The sequence below is a fragment of the Arthrobacter sulfonylureivorans genome, from assembly GCF_047607445.1.
GTDB classification, from domain to species: Bacteria; Actinomycetota; Actinomycetes; order Actinomycetales; family Micrococcaceae; genus Crystallibacter; species Crystallibacter sulfonylureivorans_A.
On the sequence record NZ_JBLKRT010000022.1, the window covers coordinates 1 to 20,809 of the forward strand.

The 20,809-nt window shown below is 67.0% G+C and carries 18 protein-coding genes; 5 read left to right on the forward strand and 13 right to left on the reverse strand.

The genetic code is table 11. From position 1 onward, the window contains the following. Positions 1-104 precede the first annotated feature (104 nt). From ACMX2H_RS11620 to ACMX2H_RS11630, 3 genes are all read left to right on the forward strand, one after another. Positions 105-1,004, forward strand: a complete 900-nt coding sequence (locus tag ACMX2H_RS11620; RefSeq protein ID WP_414960650.1) for a bifunctional methylenetetrahydrofolate dehydrogenase/methenyltetrahydrofolate cyclohydrolase — start codon at positions 105-107, stop codon at positions 1,002-1,004. 307 nt (positions 1,005-1,311) lie between these two features. Then, positions 1,312-2,640, forward strand: coding sequence for a DDE-type integrase/transposase/recombinase (locus ACMX2H_RS11625; RefSeq protein WP_414960651.1), 1,329 nt, complete (start codon positions 1,312-1,314; stop codon positions 2,638-2,640). A gap of 609 nt (positions 2,641-3,249) precedes the next feature. After that, positions 3,250-3,888, forward strand: coding sequence for an endonuclease domain-containing protein (locus tag ACMX2H_RS11630; protein WP_414960652.1), 639 nt, complete (start codon positions 3,250-3,252; stop codon positions 3,886-3,888). Between the two features lie 540 nt (positions 3,889-4,428). On the opposite strand, the gene ACMX2H_RS11635 is transcribed toward ACMX2H_RS11630, so the two are convergent. Continuing rightward, positions 4,429-5,823, reverse strand: a complete 1,395-nt coding sequence (locus tag ACMX2H_RS11635) for an MFS transporter (protein ID WP_414960653.1) — start codon at positions 5,821-5,823, stop codon at positions 4,429-4,431. Positions 5,824-6,091: 268 nt separating this feature from the next. Between ACMX2H_RS11635 and ACMX2H_RS11640 the strand changes: the two genes are divergently transcribed. Next, positions 6,092-7,003 (forward strand): LysR family transcriptional regulator, encoded by a 912-nt coding sequence (locus ACMX2H_RS11640; protein WP_414960654.1) that lies wholly within the window; start codon positions 6,092-6,094, stop codon positions 7,001-7,003. Between the two features lie 315 nt (positions 7,004-7,318). Here the strand turns inward: ACMX2H_RS11640 and ACMX2H_RS11645 are convergent, their stop codons facing one another. The 4 genes from ACMX2H_RS11645 to ACMX2H_RS11660 form a co-directional block, all read right to left on the reverse strand. Next, positions 7,319-8,677, reverse strand: a complete 1,359-nt coding sequence (locus ACMX2H_RS11645) for an NAD(P)/FAD-dependent oxidoreductase (RefSeq protein WP_414960655.1) — start codon at positions 8,675-8,677, stop codon at positions 7,319-7,321. Between the two features lie 47 nt (positions 8,678-8,724). Continuing rightward, positions 8,725-9,051 (reverse strand): 2Fe-2S iron-sulfur cluster-binding protein, encoded by a 327-nt coding sequence (locus ACMX2H_RS11650; RefSeq protein ID WP_414960656.1) that lies wholly within the window; start codon positions 9,049-9,051, stop codon positions 8,725-8,727. A gap of 214 nt (positions 9,052-9,265) precedes the next feature. Beyond that, positions 9,266-9,592, reverse strand: coding sequence for a 2Fe-2S iron-sulfur cluster-binding protein (locus tag ACMX2H_RS11655; RefSeq protein WP_414960657.1), 327 nt, complete (start codon positions 9,590-9,592; stop codon positions 9,266-9,268). Between the two features lie 64 nt (positions 9,593-9,656). Next, positions 9,657-10,850 carry a cytochrome P450 gene (locus ACMX2H_RS11660; protein ID WP_414960658.1) on the reverse strand — a complete coding sequence of 398 codons (1,194 nt, stop codon included), beginning with the start codon at positions 10,848-10,850 and terminating at the stop codon, positions 9,657-9,659. Positions 10,851-11,038: 188 nt separating this feature from the next. Between ACMX2H_RS11660 and ACMX2H_RS11665 the strand changes: the two genes are divergently transcribed. Continuing rightward, positions 11,039-11,959 (forward strand): LysR substrate-binding domain-containing protein, encoded by a 921-nt coding sequence (locus ACMX2H_RS11665; RefSeq protein WP_414960659.1) that lies wholly within the window; start codon positions 11,039-11,041, stop codon positions 11,957-11,959. On the opposite strand, the gene ACMX2H_RS11670 is transcribed toward ACMX2H_RS11665, so the two are convergent. From ACMX2H_RS11670 to ACMX2H_RS11705, 8 genes are read right to left on the reverse strand one after another with little or no spacing between them, the layout of a single operon-like run. Then, positions 11,877-13,052, reverse strand: a complete 1,176-nt coding sequence (locus tag ACMX2H_RS11670) for an XdhC family protein (RefSeq protein ID WP_414960660.1) — start codon at positions 13,050-13,052, stop codon at positions 11,877-11,879. The genes ACMX2H_RS11665 and ACMX2H_RS11670 overlap by 83 nt on opposite strands. A 2-nt stretch (positions 13,053-13,054) precedes the next feature. Beyond that, a complete protein-coding gene (locus tag ACMX2H_RS11675) occupies positions 13,055-13,996 on the reverse strand; it encodes an SRPBCC family protein (RefSeq protein ID WP_414960661.1) in 942 nt (313 codons plus the stop codon). Next, on the reverse strand, positions 13,996-15,276 hold the full coding sequence (locus tag ACMX2H_RS11680) for a vWA domain-containing protein (protein ID WP_414960662.1): 1,281 nt from the start codon (positions 15,274-15,276) through the stop codon (positions 13,996-13,998). The genes ACMX2H_RS11675 and ACMX2H_RS11680 overlap by 1 nt, the downstream gene beginning before the upstream one ends. Further along, positions 15,269-16,201 carry an AAA family ATPase gene (locus ACMX2H_RS11685; protein WP_414960663.1) on the reverse strand — a complete coding sequence of 311 codons (933 nt, stop codon included), beginning with the start codon at positions 16,199-16,201 and terminating at the stop codon, positions 15,269-15,271. The genes ACMX2H_RS11680 and ACMX2H_RS11685 overlap by 8 nt, the downstream gene beginning before the upstream one ends. Continuing rightward, positions 16,198-16,806, reverse strand: coding sequence for a nucleotidyltransferase family protein (locus ACMX2H_RS11690; protein ID WP_414960664.1), 609 nt, complete (start codon positions 16,804-16,806; stop codon positions 16,198-16,200). Before ACMX2H_RS11690 ends, ACMX2H_RS11685 begins: the two co-directional genes overlap by 4 nt. Continuing rightward, positions 16,790-17,869: an XdhC family protein gene (locus ACMX2H_RS11695; protein WP_414960665.1), complete on the reverse strand. Its 1,080-nt coding sequence runs from the start codon at positions 17,867-17,869 to the stop codon at positions 16,790-16,792. Before ACMX2H_RS11695 ends, ACMX2H_RS11690 begins: the two co-directional genes overlap by 17 nt. A gap of 1 nt (position 17,870) precedes the next feature. Continuing rightward, positions 17,871-20,294, reverse strand: a complete 2,424-nt coding sequence (locus tag ACMX2H_RS11700) for an aerobic carbon-monoxide dehydrogenase large subunit (protein WP_414960666.1) — start codon at positions 20,292-20,294, stop codon at positions 17,871-17,873. Beyond that, the gene (locus tag ACMX2H_RS11705; RefSeq protein WP_414960667.1) at positions 20,291-20,809 is read right to left on the reverse strand and encodes a (2Fe-2S)-binding protein; all 519 of its coding nucleotides are present in this window, start codon (positions 20,807-20,809) and stop codon (positions 20,291-20,293) included. The genes ACMX2H_RS11700 and ACMX2H_RS11705 overlap by 4 nt, the downstream gene beginning before the upstream one ends.

Sequence of the window (20,809 nt, forward strand, 5' to 3'; positions counted from 1 at the left end):
CGCCACCGCGCTCAAGGGCGGCGCCGATGTTGCCGCGCTGCGGGCCCGCGTGAAGAAACTGGCCGACGACTTCCCGCTCTACCCGGGCCACGAGGAGTGGTGATATGAACCTGTACTCAACCCCGCCGACCTCGCGCGTGCTGGATGGCAAGGCCACCGCGGCGCAGATCAAAAGCGAACTCACCGAGCGGGTCTCGGCGCTCAAGGCCAAAGGCATCGTGCCCGGACTGGGCACCGTGCTGGTCGGCGAGGATCCGGGCAGCAAGTGGTATGTGGGCGGCAAGCACAAGGACTGCGCCGAGGTGGGCATCGAGTCCATCCGCCGGGACCTGCCGGACACCATCTCGCAGGAAGAACTGGAAGCCGTCCTCGATGATCTGAACGCGGATCCGGCCTGCACGGGCTACATCGTGCAGCTGCCGCTGCCCAAGCACATCGATACCAACCGCATTCTGGAAAAGATCGATCCGGCCAAGGACGCCGACGGTCTGCACCCGATGAACCTGGGCCGGCTGGTGCTCAATGTGGGCGAGCCGCTGGACTCGCCGCTGCCCTGCACCCCGCATGGATGCGTGGAGCTGCTGCTCCGCCACGACATTGAACTGGCCGGCAAGCGAGTGCTGGTGGTGGGCCGCGGTGTCACCGTGGGCCGTCCGCTGGGGCTGCTGCTGACCCGGAAGACGATCAACGCCACGGTGGTCCTGGCCCACACCGGGACTGTCGACCTGGCCGCGGAACTGCGGGAGGCCGACGTCGTCATTGCCGCCGCAGGGATGCCGCACATGATCAAGGCGGCCGACCTCAAGCCCGGCGCGGTGGTGCTGGACGTGGGAGTGAGCCGGGTTGAGGACGAGGAAGGCAAGGCCCGGGTGACCGGCGACGTGGAGCCCGAGGCCCGCAACGTGGCCAGCTGGCTCTCGCCCAACCCCGGCGGCGTCGGCCCGATGACCCGCGCCATGCTGCTGGCCAACGTGGTGGAAGCCGCCGAACGCCAAGCGCGCTAAGCCGGCGTGCACTCATGACGCCACGAAGGTAGTGCCTTGAAGGGTCGCATCGCCAGAGCGCGGTGCGGCCCTTCTGTATGGCTGCCCGGAGCTTGCGGTGCCGGGTGGGGCCCTTCCGCGTGACCGCCTGGTACGTCTCGAGCCGCCGCTTTAGGGCTGATTGGCATCCACTGGAGAGAAACGCCGATAAAAGGCTGCAGATTATCCCTGTGAAGTCTCATGACTTATTGGACAGTTATGTCTCATGACTGTGTAGACACAGTGTCTCAGGACTTGGTGGACACTTGCGCGGGTTTTGCTCTGATGTGTGAGCAACCCACAACCGGATATCAAGGTCCGTCATGCCGTGGCTACCTGGCCAGAAGATGCTCCTCGTGGAGCAGTCACCGCGTTCTGTAGAACCCACAAGGTCTCCCGGGCTTGGTTCTACCAAGTCCGGAGGGCGGCCGCAGATGTGGGCGTGGTGAAGGCGTTGGAGAAGAAACTGCCGATCCCGCGCAGCACTCCCACGGCAACCCCGCCGGTCATGGTGGAGCTGTTGCTGGCGACTCGTGTCAGCTTGGAAGAGGGAGGGTTCGATCATGGTCCGCTCTCGGTGATCGCAAAGTTGAGACGCCAAGGCTTCGAGCCTCCCTCCCGGGCGACCGTGGCCAGGATCTTCTCCCGGGCCGGTGCCGTGGTCCCGGAACCAAGGAAGCGGCCACGCAGTTCCTTCCAGCGGTTCACCTACCCGCAGCCGAATGCATGTTGGCAGATTGATTCCACGGAATGGCCGCTGGCGTGCGGAAAAACGGTAGCGGTCTTTCAACTCGTGGACGATCATTCCCGCTTGGCTTTGGCCTCGCTGGTAGCTTCCGGTGAGACCAGCGAGGCTGCGATCGCAATCGTCACGCTGGCCATCGAACGCCATGGCGTGCCGCAGAAGTTTCTTTCCGACAACGGTGCGGCTCTGAATCCGACCAGGCGCGGCCAACGCGGTGCGCTCGTTGATTTTCTCAAGGCCCGCGGGGTAGAACCGATCACCGGCAAACCGTACAAGCCGACGACCCAAGGCAAAAACGAGCGCTTTCATCAGACGCTGCACAAGTATCTTCACCGGCAGCCGCCGGCCGAGTCCATGGCCGTCCTGCAGGCGCAGATCGATGTCTTCGACCGCTACTACAACACCGAACGCGTCCACCAGTCCCTGCCACCGAACATGACACCCCAAGATGCTTGGGAAGCCACGCCCAAAGCGCCGGCACCATCGCCACCGGAAACCGCCGCTACAGAGGCCGGAAGGCAAAGCACCAAGCGCATAGTCGGGGCCATGGGAAACGCCACCGTCCTAGGAACCAAGTTCATGTTGGGCAAGGACTACATCGGTTCAACGGTGCACATCCTGTATGACGACGTTGAGATTCTGTTCTTCGACTCCCGCGGCGCCGAGATCATCAGTCATCCCCGGCCCCCGAAGGGAACACGCTACGTCGGCAACGGCAAGCCAGCCGGGATCATGGCCGATCCCGCCGCAGCCGTTAGGAAACGAAAACGCAACCCGGTAAGAACGGACCACCCCGACGGCAATCGTCTACCAACCCCTGAGACAGGAACTGTCCATGGAGACCTGAGACAGGAACTGTCTACGAGCACCTGAGACATGACAGCTGCAGATTATCCCGTTTTCTCTCCACTGGATGCGGTGTGTAGATGACACTCGGTTGCTCGGCCGATGGATGCGAGCTGTAGATGCGACCCTGGGTATGCGCCCATGACTGCGACTTCTGGACGCGCTCCGTGAATGTCACCTGTGGAAAACGCCTCCGCTGTAAACGTCCGTTGCGGATAATGCGGTATGCCCTTCGAATCCAATGAACCCGGACAAGAAAGCACCCCGCTGACTTGCAGCGGAACCGAGGCAGATCAGGTCCAGGGAACTGGGGAATCAGCCCGGCAACGGCGTGGGAGGCCTCCTCGGCTGCCCGCACACCTGAAGAACTCAGCCTTCACCTTCGGCGACGCTTTCACCGCGGGGCTGACCAGGGGACAACTGGATAGTCTGACGTTGGTCCGAGTCAGCCGCGGTATCCGACTGCACCGGGAGGCAGAACCTGATTTGGTGGCGCTGGTCAGACCCTTGACCCGGATTAGTGGCCGCTGCGCAGCGTCCCATGACACCGCAGCGCTTCTGTGGAAGTTCCCGGAACCTGAGCGTCATGCCTTTGACCGACGCGTCCACATCTCTCGCCCCAGTACCGGCGGGCGCATGCAGCGGGACGGGGTCGTTGGCCATCGTTCGCGGATGCTGCCCGGCGAGGTCACTGTTGTGGACGGGGTGTTCCTTACCACCCGGGCCCGCACCTGGCTCGATCTGGCTGGGAAGCTCGGCCTTGATGATTTGGTAGTTATCACCGACCACTTGATCCGCCGTCCACGGCCGGAATTCGAGGGCCGGCTTGAGCCGTTCGCTACGAAGGTGGAACTGCAAGCCATCTTGGATCTGCATCCCGGCAAGCGCGGTCTGCGGAAGGCCCGTCGGGCATTGGCATTGTCCCGAGTAGGAGCCGATTCGCCGCCGGAAACAAGGCTGCGTTTGGCTATGGCTCGGGCCGGTTTGCCGGAACCCGCAGTGAATCAGCCCATCAGGAACGACGACGGCGACATATTGCATTCCCCTGACCTGTCGCTACCCGAGTACCGGATCGCCATTGAGTACGACGGTGATGGTCACGGTGAATCCGGCCAGATCGCCCGCGACATTGACCGGGAAGAACGCGTACGGGCCGCCGACTGGGACGAAGTGCGGATCTCCAACCGGCATATGGCCAACGGTGCCAGACGAGCGGTCCAGAAAATCGCCGCGGCGCTCCGTGCACGCGGCTGGAGTCAGGACAACGCGGCCTGAGAACGCCGCCTGTTTGGAGCGAGGAGGGCCGACTGGACGAAGTGCGGATCTCCAACCGGCATATGGCCAACGGCGCCAAGCGAGCGGTCGAGAAAATCTTGGCGGCGCTCCGTGCACGCGGCTGGAGCCAGGACAGCGCCGCCTGAGAGCGCCGCGGCCTGCCTGGAGCGCGGAACGCCGCCTGAGAACTCCACCCGAGAACGCGGCCTGCCTAGATCGCGGAGAGCGTTGCAGGAGAACGCTGCCGTTTGGAGCAGGGAGCGCTGCGTTCAAGAACGTCTCCCGAGAACACCGCCTGACTTCGCGTCTTCGCCGGCCCAGACGAGCACCTCTGGCAGATCACCGCCGGGTAGCTCGGGCCGCCGCGGCCGGAGTCGGTCCAACTCCTTCGCAGCCGTCCGTTGGCCTACGCCGATGACGGCGGGCAGGACTCGGACACAGGACATGCGCACGCACAAAAGGCGGGTGCCCTGCCGGAATCGCTTCCGGCAGGGCACCCGCCTGATGGTCAGCAGCGCTAAATCAGCGCAGCCGTTGTGTTCAGACGCCCACCTTGACGGCGTCGTCAGTGGAGACGCCACGACGCTTGTCGAAGATGGTGGCGCCGACTTCCTGCTCGGCCTGGTTCTTGATCGACAGATCGATCCCCGGGCGGTCGCGCAGGATCAGCACGGCAATGATGGAGATGACGGTCATGCCGAAGAGGTACATCGAGACCGAGCTGCTGGCTCCGGTGGCGTTGATCAAGGCCTGGGCGATGGTCGGGGCGAAGGCGCCGCCGAGAACCGCGCCCAGGGCGTAGGCGATCGAGACGCCGGAGTAGCGGACCGAGGCCGGGAAGATTTCGCTGTACCAGGCAGCCTGAGGGCCGTAGCCCAGGCCCAGGCCCACGCTGAACAGGCCGACGGCGAGGTAGAGCATGCCCAGCGAACCGGTGTCGATGAGCCAGAACAGGGGGAACACCGTCAGCAACTGGGCGCTGAAGCCGATCAGGTACGTTCGCTTTCGCCCGATCTTGTCGGCCAGGATCCCGGCGATGGCGGTGAACATGAACCACATGGCCGAGGCGAAGGTGATGGCCAGCAGCACGTCGGTGCGCTCCATGCCGATGGCGTCGGACGTGGCGTAGCTGGGGATAAAGCCGCCGGTGGCCATGTAGCCGGCGGCGTTGTTGCCGGCGAAGACGAGGGCGGCCAGGATGACCAGCAGCCAGTGCTTGCGGAACAGCTCGACGACGGGGACCTTCTGCTGCTGCTTCTTGTCGGCAATTTCCTGGAAGACCGGCGACTCGTCCACGGCCCGGCGGACCAGGTAGCCGACCGCGATCAGCACGATGCTGAGCAGGAACGGGATCCGCCAGCCCCATTCCAGGAAGGCCTCGCCGGGGGAGATGACGCCGGTCATCAGCGTCATCACGCCGGAGGCCAGCAGCATGCCCAGCGGGACACCCAGCTGCGGGAACGAGCCGGCGCGTCCGCGGCGGTCGCGCGGAGCGTGCTCCACGGCCATCAGGACAGCGCCGCCCCATTCGCCGCCGGCGGAAATGCCCTGCAGGATACGCAGCAGCAGCAGCATGATCGGCGCGAGGACACCCACGGTCTCGTAGGTCGGCAGGACACCGATCAACGTTGTCGAAATGCCCATCAGGATCAGGGTGATCACCAGCATGGCGCGGCGGCCGAGCTTGTCGCCGTAGTGGCCGGCCAGGAAGGCGCCCAGCGGTCGGAACAGGAAGCTGATGCCGACGGACGCGAAGGCGAGCAGAAGGCCGATGGACTCACCGGCGGGCTCGAAGAACAGGTGCGCGAAGACCAGTCCCGCCGCCGTGGCGTAGATGAAGAAGTCGTACCACTCGATGGTGGTGCCGATGATCGTGGCAAACGCGACGCGACGCTGGTTGGCGCCAGTCGAATGCCCTGAAACTGCTGTACTCATGGTTTCCTTCAGGAACGGTTACGTCGAGGAGTTCGGCGTGGTGTTGATGGGGCGAAGGGGATAGGAACGACGACGGCGGTGGCAGTCGGCGCCGATCGATTCCGTGGCCGGAATCGGAGTGAAGGCCCGCGGTTGCACCGTCGTAGACAGGATCCGCCATCTGTGACGGACGCAACTATTGAAGTTATCACTTATTGTGACACGTCTTACTTCTATCGGTAAACTTCAGAAAACCGGTGAAGATCTTTGAAGGGACTGAAGAACTTTGGTGGACTTCACGCTGCGGCAACTGGAGCTTTTTGCGGCCCTGCCCGACCATTCGACGCTGGGCTCTGCGGCAGCGAGCCTGCGCATCTCCGAATCCGCGTTGTCCCAGGCCATCACGGCACTGGAGCGTGCCGCCGGAGAACAGCTGTGTGTGCGGCGGAAAGCGCGTGGCCTGCAGCTGACCCCCTCCGGGCAGTTTTTTGCCCAACGTGCGCGCCAGCTGTTGCGCGACGCCGACGCCCTCATCAATGATCTGTCCGGCGCCGCCGGTGAACTCAAGGGCCCCGTTCGGTTGGGCTGCTTTGCGAGCTTCGCCAGCACGGTCCTGCCCTCGGTGCTCGACCAACTGCCGGAACAATACCCGGGCATCAGCGTGGACGTGACAGTCGGTTCCCATGACGAACTGCTCCCTGCGCTGGATGCCGGCCAACTGGACCTGGCCATGGTCTACGACATGGAGCTCCCGGCCGGTTATCACCAGCGCACGATTTACCAGACTGAACTGCAGGCGGTGCTGCCGCCGGAGCACCCGCTGGCCGCGCATCCCACCGTAGATCTGGCAGATCTGGCCGAAGAACCTCTGATCATGTATGAATCGAGCCCCAGCACCGCCAACACCTACCGGGTCTTCGCCGACCGCGGTCTCCGTCCCCGCATTGTGTCGTCCATGCCGCAAGTGGTGCTGGTTCAGGCGCTGGTCGGCCGAGGATTGGGCTACGCGCTTTTGATGTCACGGCCGGAAGCTCCCGCCGTGACCGTAGAAGGCAGGAGCGTGGCGGTCCGTCCGCTGTCCCCTCCGGCATCCCGCACCACGATGTGCGCCATCTGGCCCGAGACCATGGTGCTCAGCCCGCGCGCAGAGGCCGTGCTGGGCCATGCGGTCAGGGCGCTCAGCGGAAGCGCCATCGGGTAAAAGCGCGCACGCGCAGTAATCCAGCGGCCGCCCTTAGCTGCTGGGACACAGCGGCCGAGGTGGCCGAGGCGGCAGCGACTGCGAGAGCCGGAATGATGATGGCGGCCAGACCGAGAAGCTCCAACTGCTGCGCTGGTCATCGCGCGCGGCAGCGGCGCTGACCCTTGCAGGTAGCAGGAACGCCAGACCGGGGCCGCTCCAGTTGCAGCGCTGGGTGATGGCGCGCAGCAGCGGCAATGACCCTCGCAGGTGGCAGGAACGCCGGGCCGTAGTGGCCCAGCTGCTGCGCTCGGCAGTGGCGCTCCAGCGGCAGCGTTAGACGGTGGCGGGTTGTTGTTTGGAGTAGGTCTTGAGGTCGAAGTCCGGGTCGGCGGCTTGGTCGGGTGTGAGGGGGAGGCCGGCGGTGAGGAGTCGGCGGGCTGCCATGTGGTCGGCGGGTTGGTTGACGGACTCGACGGCGGTCAGGCTGCCGTTGCGGAAGCAGAAGACGGAGAACTTCTCCTCGGCCGGGTTGCCGCGGAGTACGGTCTGGTCGCCGGGGGCCACCAGGCCGGCGATCTGCAGGCGCAGGGGTCCTTGGTTGGACCAGAACCAGGGCAGGTCGGCGTAGCCTCCAAGTCCGGTGCCGGTGCCTGTGCCGCCCGCGGGCTCACTGCCGGGTATGCTTCCGGACTCGGCGCCGGCGCCGGCACCGGTGCTGGCTCCGGGTTCGCTTCCGGGCCGGCCGGCGAGGATGGCGACGGCGGCGTGGCGGGCCTGGTCGGTGGCGTTCTGCACGGATTCGAGCCGGGTGCGGGTGCCGGCGTGGATGTTGGGGAAGGACGCGCAGTCGCCGAGGGCGTAAATGTCCGGGTCGCTGGTGCGCAGGTTGCCGTCCACCACGATGCCGTTGTCCACGTTCAGGCCGGCGGCGGCGGCGAGTTCGGTGCGCGGGGTGACGCCGACGCCGACCAGGACCAAGTCGGCGGGGTAGCGGTTCCCCGTGGTGGACACCGCGGCGGTGACGTGCCCGTTGTTGCCGTCGAAGGAAGCGATGCCTTCGCCCAGCCGCAGGGTGACGCCGAGGCGCTGGTGGGCGTCGGCGAAGAAACCGCTCATCACCGGGGTCAGGGCGCGGCCCATCGGCCGGTCGGCGTATTCCAGGACGGTGACGTCCAGGCCGCGGGCGCGGGCGGCGGCGGCGAATTCCAGGCCGATGAAGCCGGCACCGATCACGACGACGGAGCGGACCGTGTCGAGGCGGGCGTGCAGGGCCTGGGCGTCGGTGAGGGTGCGCAGTCCGTGGATGCCGGCCAGGTCGGCGCCGGGCACGGCGAGTTCGCGGTTGGCGGCGCCGGTGGCCAGGACCAGGTTGGAATAGGCCAGGGTGGTGCCGTCGTCGAGGGTGGCGGTCCGGGCGGTGCGGTCGATCGAGGTGACGCGCACGCCGAGGCGGGCATCGACGTCGTGGGTGGTGAAGAACTTTTCCGGCCGCAGCGGCAGCGGGACCGGGTCCTTGCCCGCGGCGAGGTAGTCCTTGGACAGCGGCGGGCGTTGGTACGGGTGGTGGGTTTCCTCGCCGATCAGGGTGATGGCGCCGGTGTAGCCTTCCTTGCGCAGCGAATCCACCAGCTGGATGCCGGCCTGGCCGTTGCCAACAACAACCACGTTGTCAGGATTAGTTATCGCGTTCATGGAGGGCCTTTCGGTAGGGGGGAAGGAGCCAGGCCGCGGTGGCCGGATCAGTCCTGTTCGTCGGGAATGTCGACTTCGATGGTGTTGAAGTGGTCTCCGGCCGTGAGCTGGCAGCCTAGTCGGCTGCGTGCCGGGTTGCGGGGAGATACGGTGGCTTGGAGCATTTCTTCTTCGGCGCCGCTGATGGCGGGCAGGCCGTCGAGGTATTCGTCGCGGACGTAAACATGGCAGGTGGCGCAGATTGCCTGGCCGCCGCATTCACCGATGATGCCGTCCACACCATTGATCACCGCAGCCGTCATGACCGTCATGCCGACCTCGGCGTCGAGGCTGTCGACGTTCCCGTCGGCGTGGTGGTAGGTGATATTCGCCAAGATTCTTCTCCTTGTTTGGGCTGAACCTTGATCGTAGGTGCAGTACGGCGCACCCGTGGGCGATAGCTGCGGCGGCTTTGGTCAGCTTAGGTTGCGGCTCGCTCACAGTGGTCGGGGCGCCCCGGGGCCGGCCACGCCCCGGGGCAGCGCGGCCGGGGCGGCAGAGCGGCACGACCCGGCAGCGCTCTGTCCCCGGGTGCCGGGACCGCCGGGCCTAGATCTGGTCGTCGGGGACGTCCACTTCGATCTGTTCCAGTCCATCGCCCACCGTGAGCTGGCAGCCGAGCCGGCTGCGGGTCTCGTCGCGGGGGCCGGCGGTGCACTCGAGCATCTCTTCCTCGTCGTCGCCGATGTCCGGCAGCCCGTCGAGGTACTCGGGCCGGACGTAGACGTGGCAGGTGGCGCACATGGCCTGGCCGCCGCATTCGCCGACGATGCCGTCCACGCCGTTGGTGACCGCGGCCCGCATCAGTGACGTGCCGGGGTCCACGTCCAGGACGTCAACGTTGCCGTCGGAGTGGTGGAAGCTGATCTTTGCCATGGGGGAGTCTGTCCTTGCTGTAGAGGTGGTGGTGGAGGGCGGGGATAATGCAGGGCTTGGGGTTTTAGCCCCAGAGCACCGGCATTTTGGTCATGCCGCGGAAGACCCAGCCGGCGTCCACTGGAGCGTTGTCCGGGTCCAGGCGGAGGTTGGGCAGTTCGCGGAAGACCTGCGGCATGGCGATCTGCGCCACCGAGGCCCGGGCCACCCAGGCGCCTGCGCAGAAGTGGTTGCCGCCGCCGAAGGCCAGATGCGGCTTCTTCTCTCGATTGATGTTGAACGACTCCGGATCTTCGAAAACCGCCGGGTCGCGGTTGGCAGCGCCCACGACGATGCCGAGCCGGGCGCCGGCCGGCAACTGCACGCCTTCCAGCACGGTGTCCGCGGTGGTCTCTCGCGGGTACATGCCGATGGGTGCCACCCAGCGGACGGATTCTTCGAACGCCCGGGCGTACAGTGTCTCGTCGGCCAGAACCTGGGCTAGCTGATCCGGGTTGTCCAGCAGGGCCCACACCGTGGTGCCCAGGACGTCGCGCGGTTCGTTCAGCCCTCCGCCGATGGTCATTTTCATGTTCGCCCGGATGGCTTCGAGCGGGATCGGCATCGACGTCATGCCGGAGAGCAGGCTGGCATCAGGGTTCTTGCGCAGGTAGGGCAGGATCTCGTCGATCGCATCGTCCACTTCGTTGTAGGACTGTTCCGACTTGGCCCAGACGTCGGGATCGTCGGCGTAGTTGCCGGTGCCGTCAATCATGGTCTGCGACCAGCGCTGCATGTCTTCCTGGGTGGCGTTGTGGAAGCCCATGATGAGGCGCAGGTTTTCCGCGGCGTAGGGAGCGGCATAGTCCCAGATGAAGTCGGCGCCCGGTCCGGCGGCCTTCAACTGCGCCAAGTACTTGTCGCTGTTGGCCTGGAAAATGGCGTTCCAGTGTTCCTTGATCGCCTTGGGTCGCAGCACGTTGCCGTAGGACTTCCGGTCCACATCATGTTCCGGGTCGTCCTTGCGCAGCATCGAGTGTCCCATGGCCCGCTTCATCAGCGAGTTGGTCTCGTCGGCGGAAAAGCGCTCCTGGTCCTGTTCAATTACATGGCAGGCCTGGTAGCTGGTGACCATGTACCGGTTGACGGCGGGCACCCAGTGCACCGGGGACTCGGCACGCATCTTCTGGTAGATCGGATACGGATTCCGGTAGAGATCCGGGATGGTGACCCAATCCGCGGTGGGAACCGGGTGGGCTTCGGTAGCGGCGGCGGTCATGCTCGGTCTCCTGATGTGTCGCGGCCGGGACGCGCTGTCCCGGAAGCTGGTCGGCTTACCCCGTGCCGGAGGCGTGAGGTGTGTCTCGAATGAGTGTGACAGCAGACATATCCGCCGGTAAAGTTCATATTTTGTGGAAATATCCACCGAAAAGGTGTGGTTTATCGCTTGCACGGCTGGAGATTTGAATGGTCCGGTATACCTTGCGGCAGCTGACGTACTTCGTCGCGGTGGCGGAGAGCGGAACTATTGCCGCCGCCGCTGACGAACTGCATGTTTCGCAGACCGCGGTGGCCGCCGCCGTGAAAGAGCTGGAACGGATTTTCGGCACGCAGCTGACGGTCCGCCGCAAGGCACACGGAGTCACCCTCACCCCGGCCGGCCGGCAGTTGCATGCCCGGGCGGCGGCTTTCCTGCGCGAGGCGGAGGAGCTGGAGCTCAGCACCAGCAGCGGCGGGGGAGAGCTGGCGGGGCCGCTGGTGGTGGGCTGTTACCTGACTCTGGCGCCGACCATCCTGCCCGGGTTGCTCGAGTTCTTTGCCGCCGAGCACCCGAAAGTGCAGCTGGATTTCGTCGAAGGTACCCAGGACGCCGTCCAGGACAAGCTGGTCGCCGGTGAACTTGATGTGGCCATTGTGTATGACATGGACCTGCGGCCCGGGCTGGAGTCGGTGCAGTTGGACACCATGCAGGCCTATGCGCTGTTGCCGGCGGGCCACCGGTTGGCCAGCCGGGAAACGGTGGCACTGGCCGACCTGGCGGAGGAACCGATGATCCTGCTGGACGCCCCGCCGAGCAGCCACCACACCATGTCCGTGTTCCGCGACGCGTCGGTAGTGCCCAAGATCCGCTACCGCACCACGGACTTCGAACTGACCCGTTCGCTGGTAGGGCGCGGCATCGGCTACTCCGTGCTGGTGCAGCGGCCGGCCGGGGACGCCACGTACGAGGGCAGGCCGTTCACCGCCTTGCCCATCGAACCCGCGGTCCGCCCGGTGGACGTGAAGATCGTCTGGCCGGAAGGGATCAGATTGACCGACCGGGCTGCAGAGATGGTTCGGTTTGCGGTTGAGGCTCATGCGCCTCGTCATGGTGGATCCGGTCGCTGAGTTCGCCAAGCGGTTGGCCGCCGCCGCCCCATTGACTGGCGATGATCTCGGCAGCGATGGACACCGCGGTTTCCTCCGGGGTGCGCGCGCCGAGGTCCAGCCCGACCGGGCTGTGCAACCGGGAGAGCTCCTCGGTGCTCAGGCCTGCTTCGCGCAGCCGCTGCAGGCGGTCGTCGTGGGTGCGCCGTGAACCCATCGCTCCCACGTACGCGGTCTTGCTTCCGCGCAGCGCCACCTCCAGCAGCGGGACGTCGAACTTCGGGTCGTGGGTCAGCACGCAGATGACCGTCCGCTCATCCAGCAGGTTCTGCTGCAGTTGCTCGGTCAGGTACTGGTGCGGCCACTGCACCACCACCTCGTCCGCCTCCGGAAAACGCGCTCGGGTGGCGAAGACCGGCCGGGCATCACAGACAGTGACCTGGTACCCCAGGAAACTTCCCATGCGCGCCAGGGCGGCAGCGAAGTCAATCGCGCCGAAGACCAGCATTCGGGGCCGGGGCGCGAAGCTGCCGAAAAAGAGCCGCATCCCCTCGCCGCGCCGGTGCCCGTCGGGCCCATAGGTCAGCGTGGAGTTCCGTCCTGCGGCCAATAGACCCAAGGTGTCGTCTGCGACGGCGTGGTTGACGCGTTCGGTTCCCAAGTCGCCGTCGAAGCCATCCGGCCGGACCACCAAATGGCGCCCCAGCCACTGAGGATCCGGGTGCTCAATCACCGTGGCGATGCCTACCGGGCGGGAGGCGGCGATGTCGGCGGCGACCTCATCGAGTCCCGGAAAGGTCCCGCGGGAGAGCGGCTCCACGAAGACGTCCAGGATGCCGCCGCAGGTCAGGCCCACCGAGAACGCCTCGTCGTCGCTAATGCCATAGCGCACCAGCGCAGGCTGGCCGCTGGCGGTCACCTCGGTAGCGAGTTCGTAGACCGCACCTTCCACACAGCCTCCCGACACCGAGCCGATGGCTTCCCCGGCGGCGGTGACCGCCATCGACGCGCCCGCCGGCCGGGGTGCTGACTTAAAGGTACGCACCACGGTGGCCAAGCCGGCCGTTTCCCCCGCCTGCCAGCCGGGCAGCAACCCAGCCAAAACGTCGCGCACGGTTACAGGCCTCCGGATCGCAGTATGGCCACGGCCTGCCGTCGTCCGGACCTGCGCCCGGCCAGGTGTGCCACCGCGGCGGCGACAACGACCAGGCCCAGCACCTTCCCCGGACTGCGCAACTGGTCGGCGAGCACTTGCCTGGCCAGAGCGAGGCCGTCCATACTGCTGCCGCCCTGCTGTTCCGCTCGCGCCGCAGCAGCGGCGGGGGAGGAGGACGACGGCGGTGCGCCCGGCTCCGTCTCGGCCGCGGACCCGGGCTTTGGCTGAGCAGCGGACGACGGCGTAACGGATGAAGGCGCGCCGACCGACGAGGCCGCCGATGAAGGTGCCGCGGATGCCGACCCCGCAGATGACGATCCGGCCGATGAAGACGCTGCTGAAGGTGCAACGGTCGAAGGTGCGGTGGACGCCGATCCGGCAGATCCCGCTGCGGCGGCCCCCGTGGCTGCAGAAGCGGGCGTTCCCTCGGTACTGTTGCCGGCCGCGTTGGTTTCCGGCGCCGAGATCATCTCCTGCAGGTTCTTGGTGAACACGGCCAGCATCTGGTCGGTGACGCTGCCGATCACGCTCTTGCCCATGGCCGCCGCCTTGCCGGACAGGGTCAGGTCGGCGTTGACGCTGCCCTCGGTGGCAGTTCCGGATTCGGACAACTGCATAGTCACCGTTGCCTCCGCGGCGCCCTGTCCCCGTGTTTCGCGCGCCTTCCCCTGCAGCTGCGCTCGCCGGCCTGCGGCGTCGCGGTCGATCACGTACAAGGTGCCTTTGTACTGCATGGTGACCGGCCCCAGTTTCACCTTCATGCCGACTTGGTACTCGTCGTCGGAGGTCTTTTCCAGGATCTGCGCTCCGGGAATGCACCCAGCCACCCGGTCGAAGTCCATCAGGGTGTCCCAGACCGTCCCTATCGGTGCGGTGACGGAAAACGTGCGTTCAAGCTGCATTACCGTGTCCTTTGCCTGGTGAACTGGTTGGTCCGCAGTCCGGAGCCCGGGCTGCGGTCAGAGCGGATGGCCGCAGCCACCTCCGCCAATGCGGAGTAGCTGTGGCCGCTGACAAACGCATCGCAGTATGGCAGGGCGGCCGCCATGCCGCCGGCCAGCGGTTGGTAGCCTACGGCCACCTTACGGGGATTGATCCAGATGATTCGATACGCCAGCCGCCGCAGGCGCTCCATCTGCGCCGCGACCTGGGCCGGATCGTCCTGCGCCCAGCCGTCCGAAATGACCACCACCACGGCGCCGCGGGCCATGCCCTGGCGGCCGTAGTCGTCGATGAACCGGTGCAGGCTTTCGGCAAGGCGCGTGCCGCTGGCCCAGTCGCGCACCTCGGCGGCGGCGCGGGCCAGCGCGGTGTCCGGGTCGCGGACGGCCAGCTGCCGGGTGATCCGGGTCAGGCGGGTGGAAAAGACGAAAGCTTCCGCCCGGGCTCCGGCCGCCGCGCCCTGCAGCAGCGAGAGGAAGACCCGGGTGTAGGACTCCATCGACCCGGAGACATCGCACAGCAGCACCAACCGGCGTGGCTTGGGCCGTCGTTGGGCAAAGACCAGCCGGGCAGCATCCGGGCCGTTGCGGCGCGCGGTCCGGGCGGTGCGGCGGATATCCAGCCGGGAACTGCTGCGGGCCGATCGGCGGGTCCGCCGGCTGTCGCGCACCGGGGTGGAGAGCACGATGCGGCGGACCAGATGCCGCACGACGGCGGTCTCCTCCTCGGTCAGTTCCGCAAACGACGTGTGGTGCAGCCGTTCCTGTCCCGAAGCCATTAACAGCACCGATTCGCGTAGCGGACCCTCGCCGGAGCCGACGCCGTCCCGGCCCGGGAACATGCCCGGCGGCAGGGCCGTTTCCGGCACCGGGCGGTGGTCGGACGGGCTGCTGGCTCCGGTCGGCCGCTCGGTGGCGCCTTGGCCGGACCACGGCGGGTGGTGCGGATCGCCGCGGTGTTCCGCCGGATCCGGGACAAGGCCGGTGGCGCTACCGAAGACCGCCGCGAACACGGCGTCGAAAACCGGCAGCTGCTCGCGGTCGGAAACCAGCACCACGCGGCAGGCCCAGTACAACGTGGTCCGGTCCGCCGGCGGCAGCAGACGCAGGGCTTCGGCCAGCCGCCCCGCGCGGTCCGGCGAGGTGGGCACCCCGTTGCGGCGCAGCGCCGTCGTGAGGCTGGCACAAAATGCCGCCGTGTCAGCGGGCGGCACGGAGCCGTCCAAGCCGCGCTCAGTCATGGCTGCCCACCAGCCAAGCGCCGCCTCGGGCGGCGATGAGTTCAAGGTCGTCCCGGTTCTTGAGCACCGAGCCCCAGGTCCGTTCTGCGCTCGCCGCGTCCAGCCGGTCCGCGCCCAGCAGGCTGAGCGCGGACACCCAGTCGATGGCCTCGGCGATGCCCGGGGGTTTGACCATGTCCACCGTGCGCAGCCGGGCGATGGCCGCTGCCGCCTGCAGCGCGATGGATTCGGTGCTGGACGGAACCCGGCGCCGCACGATCTCGGCGATCTTCTCCGGGGCCGGATAGTCGATCCAATGGTAAAGGCAGCGGCGGGTGAGCGCATCGTGCAGGTCGCGGGTCCGGTTGGAGGTGAGGACGATGATGGGCGGATGCACGGCACGGATGGTTCCCAGTTCGGGCACGCTGACGGCAGCTTCGGCGAGCAGCTCGAAGGTAAACGCTTCGAACTCGGCGTCCGCCCGGTCGATCTCGTCCAGCAGCAGGACAGCCGGCCGCGGACCGGGATGCTCGATGGCCTGCAGCAACGGCCGGCGCAGCAGATACTTCTCGGCGAAGAGGTCGGTTTCCGCGAGGTCGGTGTGGTGGACCTCGGCCAGCCGGATGCCCAGCAGTTGGCGCTGGTGGTTCCACTCGTACAGGGCTTCGCCGGCGTCGATGCCTTCGTAGCACTGCAGCCGGTACAGCGGAGTGTCCAGCACCTGGGCCAGCGCCTTGGCGGCTTCGGTTTTGCCTACTCCGGCTTCGCCTTCCAGCAGGATCGGCTGCGGGAGCCGCAGGGCCAGGAACAGAGCGGTGGCCAGGCCCGCATCCGCGACGTAGTCAACCGCGTCCAGCGCGGCGATTAGCGATTCCACGTCAGGAATGCGTTCCCGAAGCTCCGCCTGGCCGCCGTCCTGCGCGTCTGTCCGCGCCGCCGAGGTCATGGCGTGCTCCGTAACTCTGCCAAAACCTGACGGTAGTCGTCCTCGGTGTCCACGTCGCGCGGGACCCGTCCCGGGACGGCGACCTCGGTCACGTCGGCGGCGCGCTGCTCCAGCAGCTTCCACACCGCCTTGTCGCCGTGCAAATGGGCCAGCAGCGGGAACAGCGAACGATGGAACGCGAACGGGTGGCCCACGCCGTCGTCATAGCGGCACACCGCCAGCGGCGCGTCGCCCCGTGCAGCGAGCAGCGTGTGCACCGTTGCCGGTGTCACTCCGGGCTGGTCGCCGAGCAACAGCACCACCGCTTCGGTCCGCGGGTGCAGCGCTGGAACGGCCGCCGCAATCGAGGACGAGCAGCCGTCGGTGTACGCCGGGTTGTCCACCACGTCGCAGCCGCTGGTGTCCACGGACCGGCGCACCGCGTCGGCGGCTCCGCCCAGCGCCAGGACGATCTGGTCAAACCCGGATGCGCGGGCAGTGCCGAGCACGGCATCGAGCAGCACACCGTTGCCGTATGGCAGCAGCTGCTTGGGCCTGCCGAGCCTGCGGGATCCTCCGGCGGCGAGCACCAGGGCGGCGGTCCGGCGTTCAGGAAGCGACGGCATAATGCTCCGGATCCTTGAGGAACGCGGCCCGGCAGCCGGCGGAGCAGAAGTAGATGGTCTTGCCGGCGTGTTCGGTGTGCAGCGTGGCGTGTATGGCCGGAACCGTCATGCCGCAGACCGGATCCAAGGCAGTGGCGGGCTCAGCCGATCCCGCGTCGGCCGAGGCCGGTTCCTCGGCGGCTTTTGTAGCGCCCGGTTCGGGGGATCCCGCTTCGGCCGACGCCGGTGCCTCGGCGGCTTCAGCGGCCCTCGGTTCGTGGCTTCCTGCTTCGGCCGGCGCCGGTTCCTCGGCGGCTTCAGCGGCCCCAGGGCGGACCCCGCCTGCCGCCGCCGGAGCGGAGGCCGCGGACCGTTCAGAGACCAGCTCGGCCAGAATGGACAGGGCGGTTTCTTCCGGTGTGCGGGCGCCCAGCGCCAGTCCGGCCGGGCAGTGCACCCGGGACCGCAGTTCCTCGTCCACGTCCAGCGAGGCGAGCACCTCATGGCCTCGGCGTTCGCTGGCCACCAGCGCCACGTAGGGGACGGAGGCCTGCAGCGCCGCGGTCAGGGCTGCTTCCTCCTCCCTGCCGTGCGAGGCGACGATGAGCGCGGCATCATCCGGCCGGGGTACCGCCGCGCCGCCGGCCACCAGTTCGGGTTCGAACCCCAGCACCGACCCCAAGGCGGACAGCGCCTGTGCGATCGGTCCGGAACCCACTACCACCACGCGTGGGGCCGGCAGGAAGGGCTGCAGGAAGATTTCCACCGAGCCGCCGCTGAGGCACGGATTCGCCACGGTGACCGCCCCCTCCTCCTGATTGCGGACCGGGTCGCCCGGCATCACCCGCAGCAGCAGTGGTTCGCCGGAGGCCAAGGTCCGCAGCCCGTAGTCGCGCACCGAAGCTTCCACACAGTTCCCGCCGACGAACCCTTCGATCGCACCGCCGGCCAACACCAACGCGGTATCGCCGGCGTGGGCGCTGGTCGGATGCTGGGCGCGGACCACGGTGGCGCGGACGTACGGTTCCCGCCGCCTGCTCAGTTCATCTGCCCTGGCGGCCAGGGCCAGCTCGCGCGGCGGCATGTCACACCGGTGGCCTCGGCCGGCCCTGCATGGCCTCCCAGACGCGGGCGGGGGTGCACGGCATGTCCATATGCGTAATCCCGAACGGCGCCAGTGCGTCGACCACGGCGTTGACGATGGCCGGCGGAGACCCTACGGTGGCGGATTCGCCGATGCCCTTCGCACCGATGGGATGGTGCGGCGACGGCGTGACGGTGAAGCCGGTCTCCCAGTCCGGAACTTCCATCGCCGTCGGGATCAGGTAGTCCATGAAGGAGCCGCCCAGGCAGTTGCCGTCTTCGTCGAATTCGATGATCTCCATCAGCGCCATCCCGACGCCGTCGGTCAGGCCGCCGTGGATCTGGCCCTCAATGATCATCGGGTTGATCCGGGTGCCACAATCGTCCACCGCAATGAACCGGCGGACTTTCACGCGGCCGGTGCCGGGGTCGACGTCGACCACGCAGATGTAGGCGCCGAACGGGAACGTCAGGTTCGGCGGATCATAGGTGACCACGGCGTCCAGGTTGCCGTCGATTCCTTCCGGCAGCGCGACCGTGCCGTGGGCGCCCAGGGCGATTTCCGCCATCGTCTTGCCCGCGCTCGGATCGCCCTTGACGAACCAGCGGCCTTTCTCCCATTCCAGGTCCTCGGGACGGGTTTCGAGCATCGCGGCCGCGATGAACTTCGCCTTGTCCCGGACCTTGCGGGCCACCAGTGCCACCGCGCCGCCGCTCACCGGCGTGGAGCGGCTGCCGTAGGTGCCCAGACCGAACGGCGTCTGGTCGGTGTCGCCGTGCACCACGTCGATGTCCTCCGGCGGGATGCCCAACTCTTCGGCCACGATCTGCGCAAAGGTGGTCTCGTGCCCCTGCCCCTGCGATTGCACGGACAGCCGGACCACCGCCTTGCCGGTCGGGTGGACTCGCAGCTCGGCGCCATCGGCCATGCCCAGGCCAACGATGTCGAAATGCTTGCGCGGACCGGCGCCGACGGTCTCGGTGAAGAAGGAGACCCCGATGCCCATCAGTTCGCCGCGCTCGCGCTTCTCGGCCTGCTCACGGCGCAGGTCCTCGTAGCCGGCCATCTTCATGGACAGCCGCATCGCCGGTTCATAGTTCCCCGAGTCGTACTCCCAGCCGGTCTTGTTGGCGTACGGGAACTGTTCCGGCCGGATGAAGTTCTTCAGCCGCAGTTCGGCCGGATCCATCTCCAGTTTGCGGGCCAGCACGTCCACCATGCGTTCCACCAAGTACACGGCCTCGGTGACCCGGAAGGAACAGGCGTAGGCGACGCCGCCCGGTGCCTTGTTCGTGTACACGCCGGTGACTTTGCAGTGGGCCGCCTGCAGGTCGTAGCTGCCGGTGAAGATGCTGAAGAAGCCGGCCGGGTTCTTGGTGGGCTGGGCGGTGGCATTGAACGCGCCGTGGTCGGCCAGCACGTTGGTCCGCAGCGCCAGGATCTTGCCGTCCTTGGTGGCGGCGATTTCCCCGCGCATCAGGTAGTCCCGGGCGAAGGAGGTGGACATCAGGTTCTCCGAGCGGTCCTCCACCCACTTGACCGGTTTGCCGGTGACGATGGACCCGACGACGGCGAGGACGTAGCCCGGGTAGATGCCCACCTTGTTTCCGAAGCCGCCGCCGATGTCCGGGGACACCACACGGATCTTGTGCTCGGGAATCCCGGCCACCATCGCATAGAGGGTGCGGTGGGCGTGCGGCGCTTGCGTCGTCTCGTACAGGGTCAGCGCGCCGTCGACCGGATCGAAATCCGCCACCGCGCCGCAGGTTTCCATCGGGGCCGGATGGACCCGCGGGTAGACCATATCCTGCGCGACGACGACGTCGGCCGCGGCGAACGCTGCCTCGGTTTCGTCCGCATCGCCCATCTCCCAATCGAAAATGTGGTTGTCGGTGCGGCCCTCGAGGTCGTCGCGGATGACGGGCGCATCGGCGTCGAGCGCTTTGCGCGCGTCGATGACCGGCGGCAGGATGTCATATTCGACGTCGATCAGTTCCAGCGCGTCGCGGGCCGCGTAGCGGTCTTCGGCGACCACGAACGCGACTTCCTGGCCTTGGAACCGGACCTTGTCCGTGACCAGCACGGCCTGTACGTCCGCGGACAGCGTCGGCGCCCAGGCCAGGTTCAGCCCTTCCAGATCCTTGCCGGTAATGACGGCCTTGACCTTGGGGTGTGCCAGCGCTTCGGATGTGTCCATCGAGACCAGCCTGGCGTGCGCCACTGGGGCACGCAGGATCGCGCCGTGCAGCATGCCGGGCAGCACGATGTCGTCGACGTAGTGTCCCTTGCCGCGGATGAACCGCGGGTCTTCTTTCCGCTGGATCCGGCCGTATCCAATCGGGCGGTCCTTGTCTCCCGCGGCGGGATTGGCCGGACGGGCGCTTTCTCCCTGTCCGGACGCCGGACGCTCCTGGGTGGTGGTCATGCTGTCACCTCTTCAGTGTCGCTCGGACCGGCAGCAGCCGACGCGGCGGCGCCGCCGTTGGGGTGGTCCGCCGCCCATTGGACCGAGCGGACGATGGTGGCGTAGCCGGTGCAGCGGCAGATCTGGCCGGAGATCGCCTGCCGGATCTCGCTGTCGTCCGGGTGCGGGTTCTTGTCCAGCAGCGCCCGGGCGGTGAGCATCATTCCGGGGGTGCAGAATCCGCACTGCAGCCCGTGCTCCTCCATGAATCCTTGCTGGACCGGATCCAGTGCGCCGTTGCTGGACAGTCCTTCGACGGTACGGATCTCATGTCCGTCCGCCATAGCCGCCAGCACGGTGCAGGACTTCACCGGCTGCCCGTCCATCAACACCACGCAGGTGCCGCAGTTGCTGGTGTCGCAGCCCCAGTGGGTGCCGGTCAGGCCCAGTTCTTCGCGGATGAAGTGGACCAGCAGCACGCGCGGTTCGATGTCGCGGGTCACTTCATTGCCGTTGACGCTCATGCTGATCTGCAT

What these genes read in the sequence shown, in the direction of transcription:
- ACMX2H_RS11620 (WP_414960650.1), top strand. Translation starts at nt 105, where the DNA reads ATGAACCTGTACTCAACCCCGCCGACCTCGCGCGTGCTGGATGGCAAG.
- ACMX2H_RS11630 (WP_414960652.1), top strand. Translation starts at nt 3,250, where the DNA reads ATGCAGCGGGACGGGGTCGTTGGCCATCGTTCGCGGATGCTGCCCGGC.
- ACMX2H_RS11635 (WP_414960653.1), bottom strand. Translation starts at nt 5,823, where the DNA reads ATGAGTACAGCAGTTTCAGGGCATTCGACTGGCGCCAACCAGCGTCGC.
- ACMX2H_RS11645 (WP_414960655.1), bottom strand. Translation starts at nt 8,677, where the DNA reads ATGAACGCGATAACTAATCCTGACAACGTGGTTGTTGTTGGCAACGGC.
- ACMX2H_RS11655 (WP_414960657.1), bottom strand. Translation starts at nt 9,592, where the DNA reads ATGGCAAAGATCAGCTTCCACCACTCCGACGGCAACGTTGACGTCCTG.
- ACMX2H_RS11660 (WP_414960658.1), bottom strand. Translation starts at nt 10,850, where the DNA reads ATGACCGCCGCCGCTACCGAAGCCCACCCGGTTCCCACCGCGGATTGG.
- ACMX2H_RS11665 (WP_414960659.1), top strand. Translation starts at nt 11,039, where the DNA reads ATGGTCCGGTATACCTTGCGGCAGCTGACGTACTTCGTCGCGGTGGCG.
- ACMX2H_RS11675 (WP_414960661.1), bottom strand. Translation starts at nt 13,996, where the DNA reads ATGCAGCTTGAACGCACGTTTTCCGTCACCGCACCGATAGGGACGGTC.
- ACMX2H_RS11680 (WP_414960662.1), bottom strand. Translation starts at nt 15,276, where the DNA reads ATGACTGAGCGCGGCTTGGACGGCTCCGTGCCGCCCGCTGACACGGCG.
- ACMX2H_RS11685 (WP_414960663.1), bottom strand. Translation starts at nt 16,201, where the DNA reads ATGACCTCGGCGGCGCGGACAGACGCGCAGGACGGCGGCCAGGCGGAG.
- ACMX2H_RS11690 (WP_414960664.1), bottom strand. Translation starts at nt 16,806, where the DNA reads ATGCCGTCGCTTCCTGAACGCCGGACCGCCGCCCTGGTGCTCGCCGCC.
- ACMX2H_RS11695 (WP_414960665.1), bottom strand. Translation starts at nt 17,869, where the DNA reads ATGCCGCCGCGCGAGCTGGCCCTGGCCGCCAGGGCAGATGAACTGAGC.
- ACMX2H_RS11700 (WP_414960666.1), bottom strand. Translation starts at nt 20,294, where the DNA reads ATGACCACCACCCAGGAGCGTCCGGCGTCCGGACAGGGAGAAAGCGCC.
- ACMX2H_RS11705 (WP_414960667.1), bottom strand. Translation starts at nt 20,809, where the DNA reads ATGCAGATCAGCATGAGCGTCAACGGCAATGAAGTGACCCGCGACATC.